At 66.2% G+C, this 15,289-nt stretch carries 12 protein-coding genes; 3 read left to right on the top strand and 9 right to left on the bottom strand.

Going from position 1 to position 15,289, the window contains the following annotated elements; all coding sequences use genetic code 11:
* Positions 1-2 precede the first annotated feature (2 nt).
* From lpdA to JC881_RS25780, 7 genes are all read right to left on the bottom strand, one after another.
* Positions 3-1,433: a dihydrolipoyl dehydrogenase gene (gene lpdA / locus JC881_RS25810; protein ID WP_198788567.1), complete on the bottom strand. Its 1,431-nt coding sequence runs from the start codon at positions 1,431-1,433 to the stop codon at positions 3-5.
* A 15-nt stretch (positions 1,434-1,448) separates the two neighbouring features.
* Positions 1,449-1,892, bottom strand: coding sequence for a GNAT family N-acetyltransferase (locus tag JC881_RS25805; RefSeq protein WP_332875287.1), 444 nt, complete (start codon positions 1,890-1,892; stop codon positions 1,449-1,451).
* Positions 1,893-1,944: 52 nt separating this feature from the next.
* Complete coding sequence (gene odhB / locus JC881_RS25800) at positions 1,945-3,216, bottom strand: 2-oxoglutarate dehydrogenase complex dihydrolipoyllysine-residue succinyltransferase (protein WP_198788565.1); 1,272 nt, start codon at positions 3,214-3,216, stop codon at positions 1,945-1,947.
* Between the two features lie 54 nt (positions 3,217-3,270).
* A complete protein-coding gene (locus JC881_RS25795; protein WP_198788564.1) occupies positions 3,271-6,147 on the bottom strand; it encodes a 2-oxoglutarate dehydrogenase E1 component in 2,877 nt (958 codons plus the stop codon).
* Positions 6,148-6,326: 179 nt separating this feature from the next.
* The gene (locus tag JC881_RS25790) at positions 6,327-8,294 is read right to left on the bottom strand and encodes a propionate--CoA ligase (protein WP_332875293.1); all 1,968 of its coding nucleotides are present in this window, start codon (positions 8,292-8,294) and stop codon (positions 6,327-6,329) included.
* Positions 8,295-8,392: 98 nt separating this feature from the next.
* The gene (locus tag JC881_RS25785) at positions 8,393-8,995 is read right to left on the bottom strand and encodes an isochorismatase family protein (RefSeq protein ID WP_198788562.1); all 603 of its coding nucleotides are present in this window, start codon (positions 8,993-8,995) and stop codon (positions 8,393-8,395) included.
* Positions 8,996-9,007: 12 nt separating this feature from the next.
* Positions 9,008-9,712: a TetR/AcrR family transcriptional regulator gene (locus JC881_RS25780; protein WP_198788561.1), complete on the bottom strand. Its 705-nt coding sequence runs from the start codon at positions 9,710-9,712 to the stop codon at positions 9,008-9,010.
* Between the two features lie 116 nt (positions 9,713-9,828).
* Here JC881_RS25780 and JC881_RS25775 point away from each other — a divergent pair, with 116 nt between their 5' ends.
* Together JC881_RS25775 and JC881_RS25770 are read left to right on the top strand one after the other, a co-directional pair.
* The gene (locus tag JC881_RS25775) at positions 9,829-11,466 is read left to right on the top strand and encodes a 4-hydroxyphenylacetate 3-hydroxylase family protein (RefSeq protein WP_198788560.1); all 1,638 of its coding nucleotides are present in this window, start codon (positions 9,829-9,831) and stop codon (positions 11,464-11,466) included.
* 10 nt (positions 11,467-11,476) lie between these two features.
* Entirely contained in the window at positions 11,477-12,247 is a 771-nt protein-coding gene (locus JC881_RS25770) for an alpha/beta fold hydrolase (protein WP_198788559.1), read from the top strand.
* A 9-nt stretch (positions 12,248-12,256) separates the two neighbouring features.
* On the opposite strand, the gene JC881_RS25765 is transcribed toward JC881_RS25770, so the two are convergent.
* Positions 12,257-13,387, bottom strand: a complete 1,131-nt coding sequence (locus JC881_RS25765) for a PQQ-dependent sugar dehydrogenase (protein ID WP_198788558.1) — start codon at positions 13,385-13,387, stop codon at positions 12,257-12,259.
* Positions 13,388-13,628: 241 nt separating this feature from the next.
* Here JC881_RS25765 and JC881_RS25760 point away from each other — a divergent pair, with 241 nt between their 5' ends.
* On the top strand, positions 13,629-14,210 hold the full coding sequence (locus JC881_RS25760; RefSeq protein WP_198788557.1) for a C40 family peptidase: 582 nt from the start codon (positions 13,629-13,631) through the stop codon (positions 14,208-14,210).
* 96 nt (positions 14,211-14,306) lie between these two features.
* On the opposite strand, the gene JC881_RS25755 is transcribed toward JC881_RS25760, so the two are convergent.
* Positions 14,307-15,289, bottom strand: a 983-nt coding sequence (locus tag JC881_RS25755) for a dihydrolipoyl dehydrogenase family protein (protein ID WP_198788556.1), incomplete at its 5' end; no start/stop codon positions are given.

Below are 15,289 nucleotides of genomic sequence, written 5' to 3'. Positions count from 1 at the left end.
CATCAGAAGTTGAGCGTGCGCTTGTCCACCGCCAAAGCGGCTTCCTTCGTGGCTTCCGACAGCGACGGGTGCGCGTGGCAGATGCGTGCGATGTCCTCGGCACTGGCCTTGAACTCCATGGCCACCACGGCTTCGGAGATCAGCTCGCTGACCTGCGGGCCCACCATGTGCACGCCCAGGATCTCGTCCGTCGTCGCATCGGCCAGGAACTTGACCATGCCGGTCGTGTCGCCCAGCGCGCGTGCGCGGCCGTTCGCCAGGAACGGGAAGGTGCCGGCCTTGTAGGCGCGGCCTTCGGCCTTGAGCTGCTGCTCGGTCTGGCCGACCCACGCGATTTCGGGGTGCGTGTAGATCACCCACGGAATCGTGTTGAAGTTGACGTGCCCGTGCTGGCCGGCAATGCGCTCGGCCACGGCAACGCCCTCTTCCTCGGCCTTGTGCGCCAGCATCGGGCCGCGCACCACGTCGCCGATCGCCCACACGTTGGGCAGGTTCGTCTTGCAGTCGCTGTCCACGGTGATCGCACCGCGCTCGTCCAGCGCCAGGCCCACGGCATCGGCTGCGAGGCCGATGGTGTTGGGCACGCGGCCGATCGAGACGATCAGCTTGTCGACGTCCAGCACCTGGGCTTCGCCCTTGGCGTTGGTCCAGGCGATCGAGACGCCCTTCTTGCCCGACTTGATTTCGCCGACCTTCACGCCCAGTTCGATCTTCAGGCCTTGCTTGTCGAACGCCTTCTTGGCTTCCTTGGCGATCTGTTCGTCCACTGCGCCCAGGAACGTGGGCAGCGCTTCGAGCACCGTCACTTCCGAGCCGAGACGGCGCCACACCGAACCCATTTCCAGGCCGATCACGCCCGAGCCGATCAGCGCGAGCTTCTTGGGCACGGCGCCGACGCGCAGCGCGCCGTCGTTCGACAGGATGTTTTCTTCGTCGAAGGCCGCACCGGGCAGCGCGCGGGCATTGGAGCCCGTGGCCACGATGATGTGCTTGCCGACGATGGTTTCCTCGGCGGCGCCCGCCACCTTGATCTCGTAGCCGCCTTCGGCGGCCTTCACGAACGAGCCACGGCCGTGGAACGACGTGATCTTGTTCTTCTTGAACAAGTAGGTGATGCCGTCGTTGTTCTGCTTCACGACCTGGTCCTTGCGGGCCAGCATCTTGCCGATGTCCAGCGACAGGCCCGACACGTTGATGCCATGGTCCGCAAAGCCGTGGCCGGCGTGCTCGAAATGCTCCGACGATTGCAGCAGCGCCTTCGAGGGAATGCAGCCGACGTTGGTGCAGGTGCCGCCGAGCGCGGGACCGCCCTTGGCGTTCTTCCACTCGTCGATGCAGGCCACGTTGAAGCCCAGCTGCGCCGCACGGATCGCGGCGATGTAGCCGCCGGGGCCGCCGCCGATGACGATGACGTCGAATTGTTTGGTGGTCATTTGATTTCCGAAAATTTAGTGATGAACGCGCCGCACCATCTCGATGTGCGGTATCCCGTCTTCGTCGTAGGGCTCGCCCACCGAGGCAAAGCCCACCGACTCATACAACTTCTGCAGGTACGCCTGCGCGCCGATCCGCAGCGCGGCGTTGGGCCAGAACCCGTTCGCCTGTGCGAGACCCCGGTTCAGGAGCTCCTGCCCGAGGCCCCGGCCGCGGTACGCGGTGCCCGTGAGGACGCGGCCGATCGAGGCCTCCTCGTAGGACACGCCCGGCGGCAGGAGCCGCAGGTACGCAGCCACCTGCGGCCGGCCCTGTGCGCCGTCCGCACCGCTCACATCGTCCATCGCGAAGAGGTGGTGCGCCTGCGCGTCCTTGCCGTCGGGGTCGAGGTACACGCAGCGCTGCTCCACGACAAAGACTTCGCTGCGCGCCGACAGAATCGCGTAGAGCTGCGACACCGTCAAAGCGTCGAAAGGCTTGCAATGCCACTCCATCGGCAGCGCGCGTGGATCAGATGTCGAACAGGAGGCGCGACGGATCTTCCAGCGCTTCCTTCATCGCGACCAGGCCCAGCACGGCTTCGCGGCCGTCGATGATGCGGTGGTCGTAGCTCATGGCCAGGTAGTTCATCGGGCGGATGACGATCTGGCCGTTCTCCACCACGGCGCGGTCCTTGGTGGCGTGCACGCCCAGGATGGCCGACTGCGGCGGGTTGATGATCGGCGTGGAGAGCATCGAGCCGAAGGTGCCGCCGTTGGAGATGGAGAACGTGCCGCCGGTCATCTCTTCGATGCCCAGCTTGCCGTCTTGCGCCTTCTTGCCGTACTCGGCGATCTTCTTCTCGATGTCGGCAAAGCTCATCTGGTCGGCGTTGCGCAGGATCGGCACCACCAGGCCGCGCGGCGAACCGACGGCGATGCCGATGTCGAAGTAGCCGTGGTACAGGATGTCGTTGCCGTCGACCGAGGCGTTGATCACCGGGTACTTCTTGAGCGCATGCACCGCGGCCTTCACGAAGAAGGACATGAAGCCCAGCTTCACGCCGTGTTCCTTGGTGAAGCTGTCCTGGAAGCGCTTGCGCAGTTCCATGACGGGCGCCATGTTCACTTCGTTGAACGTGGTGAGGATCGCGTTGGTCGACTGCGACTGGATCAGGCGCTCGGCGATGCGGGCGCGCAGGCGGCTCATCGGCACGCGCTGTTCCGGGCGCTCGCCCAGGTCGGACGCACCGACCGGTGCCGCGACCTGCGGCAGCGCGGGCTTGGCGGCCGGTGCCGGAATGGCTGCAGCAGGTGCTGCGGGCTTGGCGCCCGAAGCCACGGCGCCGAGCACGTCGCCCTTGGTGACCCGGCCGTCCTTGCCGGTGCCGGCCACGTCGCCGGTCTTCAGGTTGTTGTCGGCCAGCAGCTTGGCGGCGGCGGGCATGGCAACGTCGGACTTCGAACCGCCGGTGGCGGCTGCTGCGGCTGCCGGCGCAGCAGCGGCCGGAGCGGGGGCTGCGGCAGCGGGTGCCGCAGCAGGCGCTGCGGCGCTGGCCTTGCCTTCGGTGTCGATCTTGGCGATCAGCTGGTCGGCCACCACGGTGGCGCCATCGGGCTGCACGATTTCGGCCAGCACGCCGGCCGAGGGTGCGGGCACTTCCAGCACGACCTTGTCGGTCTCGATCTCGATCAGGATTTCATCGACGGCGACGGCGTCGCCGGCCTTCTTCTTCCAGGTGAGCATGGTGGCTTCGGCCACGGATTCGGAAAGCTGGGGGACTTTGACTTCTACGATAGACATTTGGAGATTGCTCCGTGTTTTTCTTGAGGGTGTTCGTGTGAAAGGAGGCCTGGATTACTTGGTCAGCACGAAGCCCTTGAGCTTGCCAAATGCGCCATCGACGAGCGCCTTCTGCTGTTCCTGGTGCAGGTGCGAGTACCCCACCGCCGGCGATGCCGAAGCGGCGCGGCCGGAGTAGCCCAGCTTCTGGCCGTCCTGCATGTTTTCGTGGATGTAGTGCTGCACGAAGAACCAGGCGCCCTGGTTCTGCGGCTCGTCCTGGCACCACACCACGTCCGCGAGGTTCGGGTACTTCTTGATCTCGGCGGCGAAGGCCTTGTGCGGGAACGGATAGAGCTGCTCGACGCGGATGATCGCCACGTCGTCGTTGCCCTGCTCTTCGCGCTTCTTGGCCAGGTCGTAGTACACCTTGCCCGAGCAGGCGATCAGGCGCTTGACCTTCTCGGCCTTCAGGCCCTTGCTGTCGGGAATGACGGTCTGGAAGCTGCCCTTGGTGAACTCGGACAGCGGCGAGGTCGCGTCCTTGTTCCGCAGCAGCGACTTGGGCGTCATGATGATCAGCGGCTTGCGCAGGTTGCGCACCATCTGGCGGCGCAGCACGTGGAAGATCTGGCTGGCCGTGGTGGGCTGCACCACCTGCATGTTGGTGTCCGCGCTCAGCTGCATGAAGCGCTCCAGGCGCGCCGAGCTGTGCTCGGGGCCCTGGCCTTCGTAGCCGTGCGGCAGCATCATCGTGAGGCCATTGACGCGGCCCCACTTCACTTCGCCCGAGGCGATGAACTGGTCGATCACCACCTGCGCGCCGTTCACGAAGTCGCCGAACTGGGCTTCCCAGATGACGAGCGTGTTCGGGTCGTTGGAGGCGTAGCCGTATTCGAACGCGAGCACGGCCTCTTCCGACAGGATCGAGTCGATGACGACGAACGGTGCCTGGTTCTCGGCCACGTTCTGCAGCGGCGTGAAGGTGCCGGTGTCGAACTTCTCGCGGTTCTGGTCGTGCAGCACGGCGTGGCGGTGCGTGAACGTGCCGCGGCCCGAGTCTTCGCCCGACAGGCGCACTGGATAGCCGCTGGCCACCAGCGACGCGAAGGCCATGTGCTCGCCCATGCCCCAGTCGACGTTCACGTCGCCGCGGCCCATGGCGGCGCGGTCGTCCAGCACCTTCTTCACGAGCGGGTGCACCGTGAAGCCGGCCGGCACCGTGGTGATCTTCTCGGCCAGGCGCTTCCACTCGGACGACGGAATGGCAGTGTCGCCGGCGTCGGTCCACTTCTTGTTGAGGTACGGGCTCCAGTCGACGGCGTACTTGCTCTTGAAGTTGGTGAGCACCGGATCGACGGTGTTCTTGCCTTCGTCGAACGCCGCGCGCTGCGCCTTGACCATGTCGTCGCCGAGCGTGTCGCCCAGGCCCTGAGCTGCCAGCTTGTCGGCGTACAGCTTGCGCGTGCCGGGGTGCTGGGCGATCTTCTTGTACATGAGCGGCTGGGTGAGCGAGGGGGTGTCCTGCTCGTTGTGGCCCAACTTGCGGAAGCAGATGATGTCCACGACCACGTCCTTCTGGAATTCCATGCGGAAGTCCAGCGCGAGCTGGGTGGCGAGCACCACGGCTTCGGGGTCGTCGCCGTTCACGTGCAGCACCGGCGCATCGACCATCTTGACGATGTCGGTGCAATACAGCGTCGAGCGGCTGTCGCGCGGGTCGCTGGTGGTGAAGCCGATCTGGTTGTTGATGACGATGTGCACAGTGCCGCCCGTGGAATAGCCACGGGTTTCGGCCAGCGCCAGCGTTTCCATCACGACGCCCTGGCCTGCGAAGGCGGCGTCGCCGTGCACGATCACTGGCAGCACCTGCTTGCCCAGCGGGTCTGCGCGGCGGTCCATGCGGGCGCGCACCGAGCCTTCGACCACGGGGTTCACGATCTCGAGGTGCGAGGGGTTGAACGCCAGGCTCAGGTGCACCGGGCCGCCAGGGGTGGTCACATCGGAGCTGAAGCCCTGGTGGTACTTCACGTCGCCGCTGGGGAGCTCTTCGGGGGCGGTGTGGTCGAACTCGGCGAACAGGTCCGCGGGCATCTTGCCCAGCGAATTGACCAGCACGTTCAGGCGGCCGCGGTGGGCCATGCCGATCACGATTTCCTGCACGCCCTTGGCGCCGGCCTGGGTGATCAGTTCGTCCATCGAGACGATGAAGCTCTCGCCGCCTTCGAGCGAGAAGCGCTTCTGGCCGACGTACTTGGTGTGAAGGAAGCGCTCCAGGCCCTCGGCCGCGGTCAGGCGGTTGAGCACGTGCTTCTTCTGGTCCGCGTTCAGTTGCGGATTGGTGCGGGCGCTTTCGAGCCGCTGCTGCCACCAGCGCTTGTGGTTCTGGTCGGTGGTGTACATGTACTCGGCGCCCATCGTGCCGCAGTACGTTTCGCGCAAGGCGTTGAGCAGGTCGCGCAGCGACATGGTCTCCTTGCCGAAGAAGGTGTTGCTGGTGTTGAACACCGTCTCCAGGTCGGCATCGGTGAAGCCGTAGAACGAGGGCTCGAGTTCCGGAATGGCCGGGCGCTCGGCGCGCTTCAGGGGATCCAGGTCGGCCCAGCGTGCGCCGACATTGCGGTAGGCGGCGATCAGCTGCTGGACGGCGGTGCGCTTGCGGCCGAGTTCGGAGTCGGCGCCGCTGGCCTGCACGACCTTGGTCGTGCCCTGCTTGGCGCGCTCTGCAAACGCGTTGACGACCGGCAGGTGCGGGACGTCGCGGGTGTTGGTGCCGTCGGCCGCGGGAACGTTCTGCAGGGCGTCGAAGTACGAACGCCAGTTGTCGGGAACGCTGCCGGGGTTGGAGAGGTAGTTTTCGTACATCTCCTCGACATAGGGCGCATTGCCGCCGAAGAGGTAGGTGTTGCCTTGATAGGCGGTGTACGCCGTGGGCGTAGAGGAATCGCTCATGATCCGCTGACCTTCGCTTCCCTGAAGGAAGCACTAGCTGGTTAAGAAACCTTCCGCGACACGGCTGAACCGATTGGCGGATGCGACTGTGGCTGGGGAAGGGCCTGAGTACCTTGGCATTGTGCCACGTCAACCATATGACGCCGGCATGGGGGTCCGCAACCCCCATGGGGAAGATATCAGCCTCTATCGAGTAACTGTTTGATCTGCTGCAGCGTGGCGGGGTCGTCGATGGTGGTGAGGTCACCCGGGTCGCGCCCCTCGCACACGGCCTGGATGGCGCGGCGCAGCAATTTGCCGCTGCGGGTCTTGGGCAGGCCCGAGACGAAGCGCACGCGCGCCGGCCGCGCGAGGGCCCCGAGCTGGTCGGCCACCACTTTCATGATCTCGCCCTCGAGCTTCAGGGCCGCATCGGCGTCGGTCACCGCGCGCCCGTCCTTCGGCACGACGAAGGCCATCGCCACCTGCCCCTTGAGCGCATCGGCCACGCCCACCACCGCGACCTCGGCCACGTTGGCATGGCCCGAGATGCTCTCCTCGATCTCGCGCGTTCCCAGGCGGTGGCCCGCGACGTTGATCACGTCGTCGGTGCGCCCGAGGATGTAGAAATAGCCGTCCGCGTCGCGGATGCCCCAGTCGAAGGTCGAATAGACCATCTTGCCGGGCACGCTTTTCCAGTAGGTGTCGACGAAGCGCTTGTCGTCCTTCCACACGGTCTGCATGAAGCCGGGCGGCGTCGGGCCCTCGACCACCACCACGCCCTTCTCGTTCGGCGCGGTGAGTTCCTCGCCCGTCGATTCATGCAGGATCTTGATGCGGTAGCCGTACATCGGGATGCCCGGGCTGCCGAACTTGCTCGGCTTGGCCTCCACGCCGTTGGCGATGGTGATCATCGGCCAGCCCGATTCGGTCTGCCAGTAGTTGTCGATGATCGGCACGCCCAGGCCCTCGCTGATCCAGCGCGCCGTCGGCTCGTCGAGCGGCTCGCCCGCCAGGAACAGCGCGCGCAGGGTCGAGAGGTCGTACTTCTTCAGCAGCGCCGGGTCCTGCTTCTTGAGCACGCGCACCGCGGTGGGCGCGCTGAACATCACCGTCACCTTGTACTTCTCGACCAGGCGCCACCAGATGCCGCCGTCGGGCTGCTGGTCGATGCCCTGGGTGGGCAGCCCCTCGTACAGGATCGTCGCCATGCCGGCGATCAGCGGGCCGTACACGATGTAGCTGTGGCCCACGACCCAGCCGATGTCGCTGGTGGAGAAATACGTTTCGCCGGGCCGGCCGTCGAAGATGTGCTTCATGCTCGCGGCCAGCGCCACGGCGTAGCCGCCCACGTCGCGCTGCACGCCCTTGGGTTTGCCGGTGGTGCCGCTCGTGTAGATGGTGTAGCTGATGTCGGTCGAGGCGAGCCACGTGCAGGGCACTTGGGCATCGATGTGCTTCTGGCGCAGGTCGCTGGCCAGGTGGTCGCGGCCGGCGGTCAGGTCCATGGGCGCGAGGCGGCGGTCGGTGAGCAGCACGGCGGCCGGCTTGTACGTCGACAGGCGAATCGCCTCGTCCAGCAGTGGCTTGTACGCGATGACCTTGCCGCCGCGCGAGCCCGCATCGGCGCTCACGACGACCTTGGGCTCGGCATCTTCGATGCGCGTGGCGAGCGAGCCGCTCGCGAAGCCGCCGAACACCACGCAATGGATCGCGCCGATGCGCGCGCAGGCCAGCATCGCGAAGGCGGCCTCGGGAATCATCGGCATGTAGATCAGCACGCGGTCGCCCTTCCCCACGCCCAGTTCGACCAGGCTGGCGGCGGTGCGCTGCACCTCGGCGTGCAGTTCTTGGAAGTTGTAGCTCTTCTCCACGCCGGTTTCGGTGGAAACGAAGATCAGCGCGGGCTGGTCGCCGCGCGCGGCCAGGTGCCGGTCGACCGCGTTGTGGCACAGGTTGGTGGTGCCGCCCACGAACCAGCGCGCGAACGGCGGCTGGCTGGCATCGAGGATCTGCGTGGCGGGGGCCTGCCAGTCGATCAGCTTCGCCTGCTCGGCCCAGAAGGCCTCGGGCGCGTCGACGGACTGGCGGTAGAACTCTTCGTAGCGGCTCATCTCGGTTTGTCTCCTGTTATGGGTCCGGTTTCGGCAGCCTCGCCAAAACTGAATTCATAATTATGGAGGCCGATCTTGCAGCAAGCTGACGGCCGGAACAATCCGGCCGAGCCCTGCCCGGCAGGCCGCAATTTAGCTATCGGGGTATCGGGCTATCGGACCAGCGCGAGCACTTCAGGAAATGCCGGATGTTCCGCGGTGCGCAGCCACTCGAAGGCAACCATCTCGGTCGTCACGAGCTCGGCGCCAGCGCCGGCCAGCCGGTCGAACGCGGCGTCGCGGTTGCGCTCGGTGCGCGAGCCGCAGGCATCGGTGACCACCCAGACTTCGAACTCGTCTTCCAACAAATCGAGCGCGGTCTGCAACAGGCAGACATGGGCTTCGCAGCCGGCGATCACGATGGTGTTGCGCTCCTCGGCCGCGGCGGCGGGCTTCTGCAGGTGCTTGGGCAGGCTGCGGGCATTGCCCTGCGGCGCCTTGGCCGGCACGCGCAGCCACTCGCCCAGGCCCTCTTCCACGCCGCTGAAATGCATCTTGGGCAGGGTGCGCTGGCACAGCGCGCGGATGTCGGGCATGTTCTCGCCCAGCTTGGAGGGGTTGTGCTCGGTGCCGAACACCGGCACCTCGAACAGCCGCGCCAGCTTGCCCAGCCGCACCGCGTTCTGCGCGACCGCTTCGCTCTCGAAGATCGCCGGCATCAGCCGCGCCTGGTAGTCGACCAGAACGAGTTGGGAGAGCGAGGCATCGAGCAGCATGAACGGGATCTTTCAGGTATCGGTTGGATGGGGCTGAACCGTACCACCGAAAAGATCGGGTTGGCCCGCCTCGGCGGGCCCGGTGGCGTCTTCGTTCGTCGCCGGGGCGGCGGATCGCTCGGTCAGTTGCGCCAGGTAGGTCTTGAACAGCGCATCGGCCGACTGCCGGAACATGCGGATGCGCCCGGTGTGCTGCATCAGCAGCAGGCCGACGCCGTGCGCGAAGAGGGCCGTGTTTTCCTGCAGCGCCAGCGCCGCGTCCAGGCCCATGGCCAGCAGCGCGTCTTCGCAGGGGCGCAGCGCGTCGTAGAGGCGGTCGTTCAGTTCATGGTCCAGCTCGCTGGTCAGGCCGCGGGGGCGCATGCCATGCACGAGGTAGAAGCCGAGGTCCAGGTCGCGCGGGTTCGCCGCGTAGAAGTCGAACCACGCCTGCGCCTTGGCAGCCAGGGTCTTGTCCGGCCGGGACCTGGACACCTTCGCCTCGGCCACCGCGGCCTGCAGGCGCAGCAGCGATTCATCGAGCAGCGCGGCGTAGATCGCCTCCTTGCTCTCGAAGTACGAGTAGATGGCGCCCGGCGTGTAGCCGGCCTTTTTCGCGATCTCGCGGATGCTCGCGCCCTCGATCCCCGCTTCCGAGAACACCGTGCGGGCCGCGTCGAGCACCAGGGCACGGCGGGCGTCGGTGAGGGTCTGGCGGCGTTGGAGCTTGGCGTGCATGGGCGACACTATAAGCCCCGGATTGCGCGCCAGTTCATATTTTTTAACGTTGATATAAAAAATGAACGATGTTCAAATATTTACGCCGACGATCAAAAAACCGGAGACAAAAAACGATGAACGCCCCGCTCCCCGCCGCCCTCATATCCGGCGCCGACTACCGCGAATCGCTGCGCCGCTACAGCCCCAACGTGTTTGTCGATGGCCGCCGCGTCGACAGCGTGGCCGACGAAGCCGCCTTCCAGCCCGGCATCAATGCCATCGCCCTCACCTACGACTACGCGCTGAAGACCCAGTACGAGCCCCTGATGACCGCCGTGCAGCACACCAGCGGCAAGCGGGTGAACCGGCTCTCGCACATCAACACCAGTTCGAGCGACCTGCTCAACAAGCTGGAGGCCGTGCGGCTGGTCTGCCAGGAAACCGGCTGCGCCCAGCGTTACCTCACGCACGACGCGCTCAACGCCATCGCCCAGGTGTCGGCCCGCATCGACGACGCGCGCGGCAGCACCGAGCACACCGCGCGCTTTCGCGAGTACCTGCACCGCGTGCAGGACCAGGACCTGACGTTGGGCGTCGCCATGACCGACGCCAAGGGCGACCGCAGCCGCCGGCCGCACGAGCAGGCGAATGTCGACAGCTACCTGCACGTGGTCGAGCGCAATGCGCGCGGCATCGTGATCTCGGGCACCAAGGCGATCGTGACCGGTGCGCCCTATGTGCATGAACTGCTGGTCATGCCCTGCCGCAACATGGGCCGGGAAGACGCCGACTTCGCCGTCTGCTGCGCCGTGCCGCTGGACGCGCCCGGCCTCACCATCGTCGCGCGCCCTGCCGGCCGCCCCGGCGAGAAGTTCGAGCACGGCGACGCCCTCTTCAGCCGCAAGTACGGCCAGAGCACCGGCGTGTGCATGTTCGACCGCGTGTTCGTGCCGTGGGAGCGCGTGTTCTACGCCGGCGAATGGGAACACTCGGGCCACCTCACCTACAGCTACGCCACCCACCATCGCCACAGCTGCATCGGCGCGCGCGCGGGTTTCGGCGACCTCTTGATCGGCGCCGGCGCACTGATGTGCGAGGCCAACGGCTTCGACCCCGGCAAGGAAAGCCACCTGCGCGAGCAGATGGTCGAGCTCATCACCATCACCGAGAGTTTCTTCGCCTGCGGCGTGGCGGCCAGCGTCTACGGCAAGGCCGATGAACACTGCGAGGTCTTCATGCCCGACCCGGTGTTCAGCAACATCGGCAAGCTGTTGCTCGCGACAAAGATCTACGACATGCACCGCATCGCGCACTACGTGAGCGGCGGCCTGATCGTCACGCTGCCCGGCCCCGACGAAGACCACAACCCCGAGACCGCCGCGCGCCTGTCGGACGTGCTGCGCGCCAACCCGGCGATTCCCTACGAGCAGCGGATCGAGACGGCCCGCTTCATCGAAGACCTGACGGCCGGCTACCAGGGCGGCTGGTACAGCGTGATCAGCCTGCACGGCGGCGGCTCGCCGGCGGCGATGAAGCAGGAGATCTGGCGCAACTACCCGGTCGGCTCCAAGGTCGAGTTGGTCGAGCGCATCCTGGAACGCGGCATCGCGGCGGACGGATCGCCGGCCGCGGCGCCACACGACCCGGCACGCGCCATCACGAAGAACCGCCAGCCCGGCAAATGCTGCGACACCGGCTGCACCACGCCCGGCCAGCCGGTGATGGTCGACCTGCCGGCCTCGCGGCGCAACGAGAGCGCCGAGCGCGCCTAGACTCCGGCGGATGCGAATTCTCTCGGCGCTTTGTGCGGCCCTCCTGGCCACCGGCTGCGGCGGCCTGCGCACGGCCAAGGTGCCGCTGGAGACCACGCTCGAGAAAAGCACCTGCACGCGGAACGCCGACACGCTCGTCGTGATGCTGCCCGGCGCGTACTCGCACCCCGACGAGTTCGTGCGCGAAGGCTTCGTCAGCGCCCTGAACGACAACCGCCTTGCGGTGGACGTGATGCGGGTCGATGCGCACCTCGGCTACTACAACAGCAAGACCATCCTCGAGCGATTGAGCCAGGACGTGATGGCGCCGGCCCGCAGCCAAGGCTACAAGTCCATCTGGATCGTCGGCATCTCGGTCGGCGGCTTCGGCGGACTGCTCTATGCGCAGACACACCCCGGCGAGCTCGCGGGCCTCGTCACCCTTGCGCCCTATCTCGGCGAACGCGGCCTCAGCACCGACATCGCCAATGCCGGCGGCATCGCCCGCTGGACCGGCCCGTTGAGCGATCCGCCCGGCAGCGATCCACGCACGCCGAACGAAACGCAGCTCTGGCGATGGATGCGCGGCTACGTGGGCACCACGGCCACCTTCGGCGCGCGGCCGCCGCTCTATCTGGGCTACGCGGTGGACGACCGCTTTGCCTTCAGCCACCGGCTGCTGGCGGCCGCGCTGCCGGCGGACCGCGTCTTCACGACGCAAGGCGGCCACGACTGGCCCGAGTGGACGCGGCTCTGGCGCCGCATGCTGCCGACGCTGCCGCTGCCGGGCTGCCCCGGCTGAAGCGGCGCCTCAGTTCGGGCGCAGGCGCAGCAGCTTGCCGTCGGACTCGTCGGTCAGCACGTAGAGCAAACCGTCCGGCCCCTGCTTCACGTCGCGGATGCGCGCCCGGCTGTCGGTCAGCAGCTTGTGCTCGGCGACCACCTTGCCGTCTTTCAGTTCGATGCGGTCGAGGTAGCCGAACTTCAGCGAGCCCACGAAGAGGTTTCCCTTCCAGGCCGCGCCATAGCGGTCGCTCGTGAGAAACGCCATGCCCGAAGGCGCGATCGACGGCACCCAGTAGTGCAGCGGCTGCTCCATGCCGTCCTTGGCCGTGATGCCGTCGCCGATCTTGCCGCCGCCGTAGTTCTCGCCGTAGGTGATCACCGGCCAGCCGTAGTTGCGGCCGGCCTGCGGGATGTTGATTTCGTCGCCGCCCTGCGGGCCGTGCTCGGTCATCCAGAAGCGGCCGTCGGGCGCGAGCGTGGCGCCCTGCCCGTTGCGATGGCCGTAGCTCCAGATCTCGGGCAGCGCGCCCGGCTTGCCGACGAACGGGTTGTCCTTCGGCACGGAGCCGTCCTTGTTGATCCGCACGACCTTGCCATGGTGGTTATCGAGCTTCTGCGCGTCGTCCTTGCGGCTGAAGCGGTCGCCCAGCGTGAGGAACAGCGTGCCGTCGCGCGCCTCGACGATGCGGCAGCCGAAATGCGAGCGGCTCGCCACCTTGGGTTTCTGGCTGAAGATGATCTTCAGGTTCTCGAGCCGGGCGCCGTCGGCCGACAGTTGCGTGCTCGCCAGCGCGGTGCTGTTGCCGGACCCGCTGGCCTCAGGTTCGGAAAAGCAGAAGTACAGCGTGCGGTTCTTCTCGAAGCCCGAATCGGCCAGCACGTCGAGCAAACCGCCCTGGCCGCCCGCGGCGATGGCGGGCAGGCCTGCGATGGGGGCGCCGATCTTGCCGTCTGCGCCGATCAGCCGCATGCGACCAGGGCGCTCGGTGACGATGTAGCGGCCGCCCGGCAGAAAACTCACGCCCCATGGGTTCTCGAGGCCGCTCGCCACCGTTTCGGGGCGCCCTTGGGCAAAAGACAATCCGCCAACTCCGAGCGCGGCAATGAAAACGGCGCGGCCGGCGAGGCGAATGGCCAAGTTAATCCGAAAGTTCATGTTTTTTCCGGGCAGTTGGCGCCATCTTGGCGAGAAATAGCGTCAGCATCTACCCCACCGGACAGTTCACTTCGGTCCCGAAGGCCCATTTGAAACGAACCACTTATGGAACATAAAGGTCCACCGTTACATTTTTTATTCGGCCGAATCGGAAAAATTCAAGCAAATCAATGATTTGCAGACACATTCGCTAATTCAGTTTAAATTGACATAACTGCGCGTCATCAATATCCTACGCGCCATGCGTTTTTTCGTCCTACCCGCGTCCCTCCTGTTTGCCGTCGCTGTCCATGCAGCCCCTTCACAGGACCGAACCGATGACGAACTGGCCGGCTTGCTCGCAGACAAGGGTCTGATCGGGCAACTCAAGCAGGTCCGTCAAACCGTCACCGAACGAACTTCCGACCTGGTGGTCACCGCCATCGGCTTCCTGGGCGTTCCTTACCGCCGCGGCGGCAATACGGCGGAATCCGGTTTCGATTGCAGCGGCTTCGTCCGCGCGATGTACAACCAGACCGTCGGCCACATGCTCCCCCGCCGCGCCGAAGAGCAAGCCGCCGCCACCGAGAAGATCGACCGCAGCCAGCTCAAGCCCGGCGACCTCGTGTTCTTCAACACCATGCGCCGCGCTTTCAGCCATGTCGGCATCTACGTCGGCGAAGGCAAGTTCATCCATTCCCCCCGCTCGGGCGCCCAGGTTCGTGTCGAAGACATGAACGGCAGCTACTGGCAGCGCCGCTTCGACGGCGCCCGCCGCGTGCTCGGCGGCGCACCGACCGAAGAGATCAAGGCCGCAGCGGCCAACGCCCGTACCGGCGACTGATCACCTTCCGATCCCTCAAGGATCAGGACGAAAAAAATCCCGCCGAGGCGGGATTTTTTTATGGGCGCCGATAGCGCCTCTGCCTCTACCGAGCTATCAGGCGGCCTTCTTCACCGGCGGCAGGTCGGTGCAGGTGCCGTGCGCCACTTCCGCCGCCATACCGATGCTTTCGCCCAGCGTCGGGTGCGGGTGGATGGTCTTGCCGATGTCGATCTCGTCCGCGCCCATCTCGATGGCCAGCGCGATCTCGCCGATCATGTCGCCCGCATGCGTGCCGACGATGCCGCCGCCCAGGATGCGGTGCGTCTCGGCATCGAACAGCAGCTTGGTGAAGCCTTCGTCCCGGCCGTTGGCGATGGCGCGGCCCGATGCGGTCCACGGGAAGTGGCCCTTCTTGACCTTGATGCCTTCGGCCTTGGCCTGGTCTTCCGTGAGGCCGACCCACGCCACTTCGGGGTCGGTGTAGGCCACGCTGGGGATCACGCGGGCATTGAAGGCGGCGCTGGAGAGTTCCTTGTCGCCCTTCTGCTCGCCGGCGATCACCTCGGCCGCCACGTGGGCCTCGTGCACCGCCTTGTGCGCCAGCATGGGCTGGCCCACGATGTCGCCGATGGCGAAGATGTGCGGCACGTTGGTGCGCATCTGGATGTCCACCGGGATGAAGCCGCGGTCGCTCACCGTGACGCCGGCCTTCTCGGCACCGATCTTCTTGCCGTTGGGGCTGCGGCCCACGGCCTGCAGCACGAGGTCGTACACCTGCGGCTCCTTGGGCGCGTTTTCGCCCTCGAAGGTGACCTTGATGCCCTCCTTCGTGGCTTCGGCGCCGACTGTCTTGGTCTTCAACATGATGTTGTCGAAGCGCGGCGCGTTCATCTTCTGCCAGACCTTCACGAGGTCGCGGTCGGCGCCCTGCATCAGGCCGTCGAGCATTTCGACCACATCCAGGCGTGCGCCCAACGTGGAATACACGGTGCCCATTTCCAAGCCGATGATGCCGCCGCCCAAGACGAGCATGCGCTTGGGATCGGTGCCCATTTCGAGCGCGCCGGTGGAATCCACGATGCGCGGATCGCCCTTGG

Origin of the sequence: Variovorax sp. IB41 (genome assembly GCF_016405905.1) — a bacterium.
Lineage (GTDB): Bacteria > Pseudomonadota > Gammaproteobacteria > Burkholderiales > Burkholderiaceae_C > Variovorax.
Note: the sequence above shows the minus strand (reverse complement) of the source record. Positions and strands in the feature narration are given on the sequence as shown.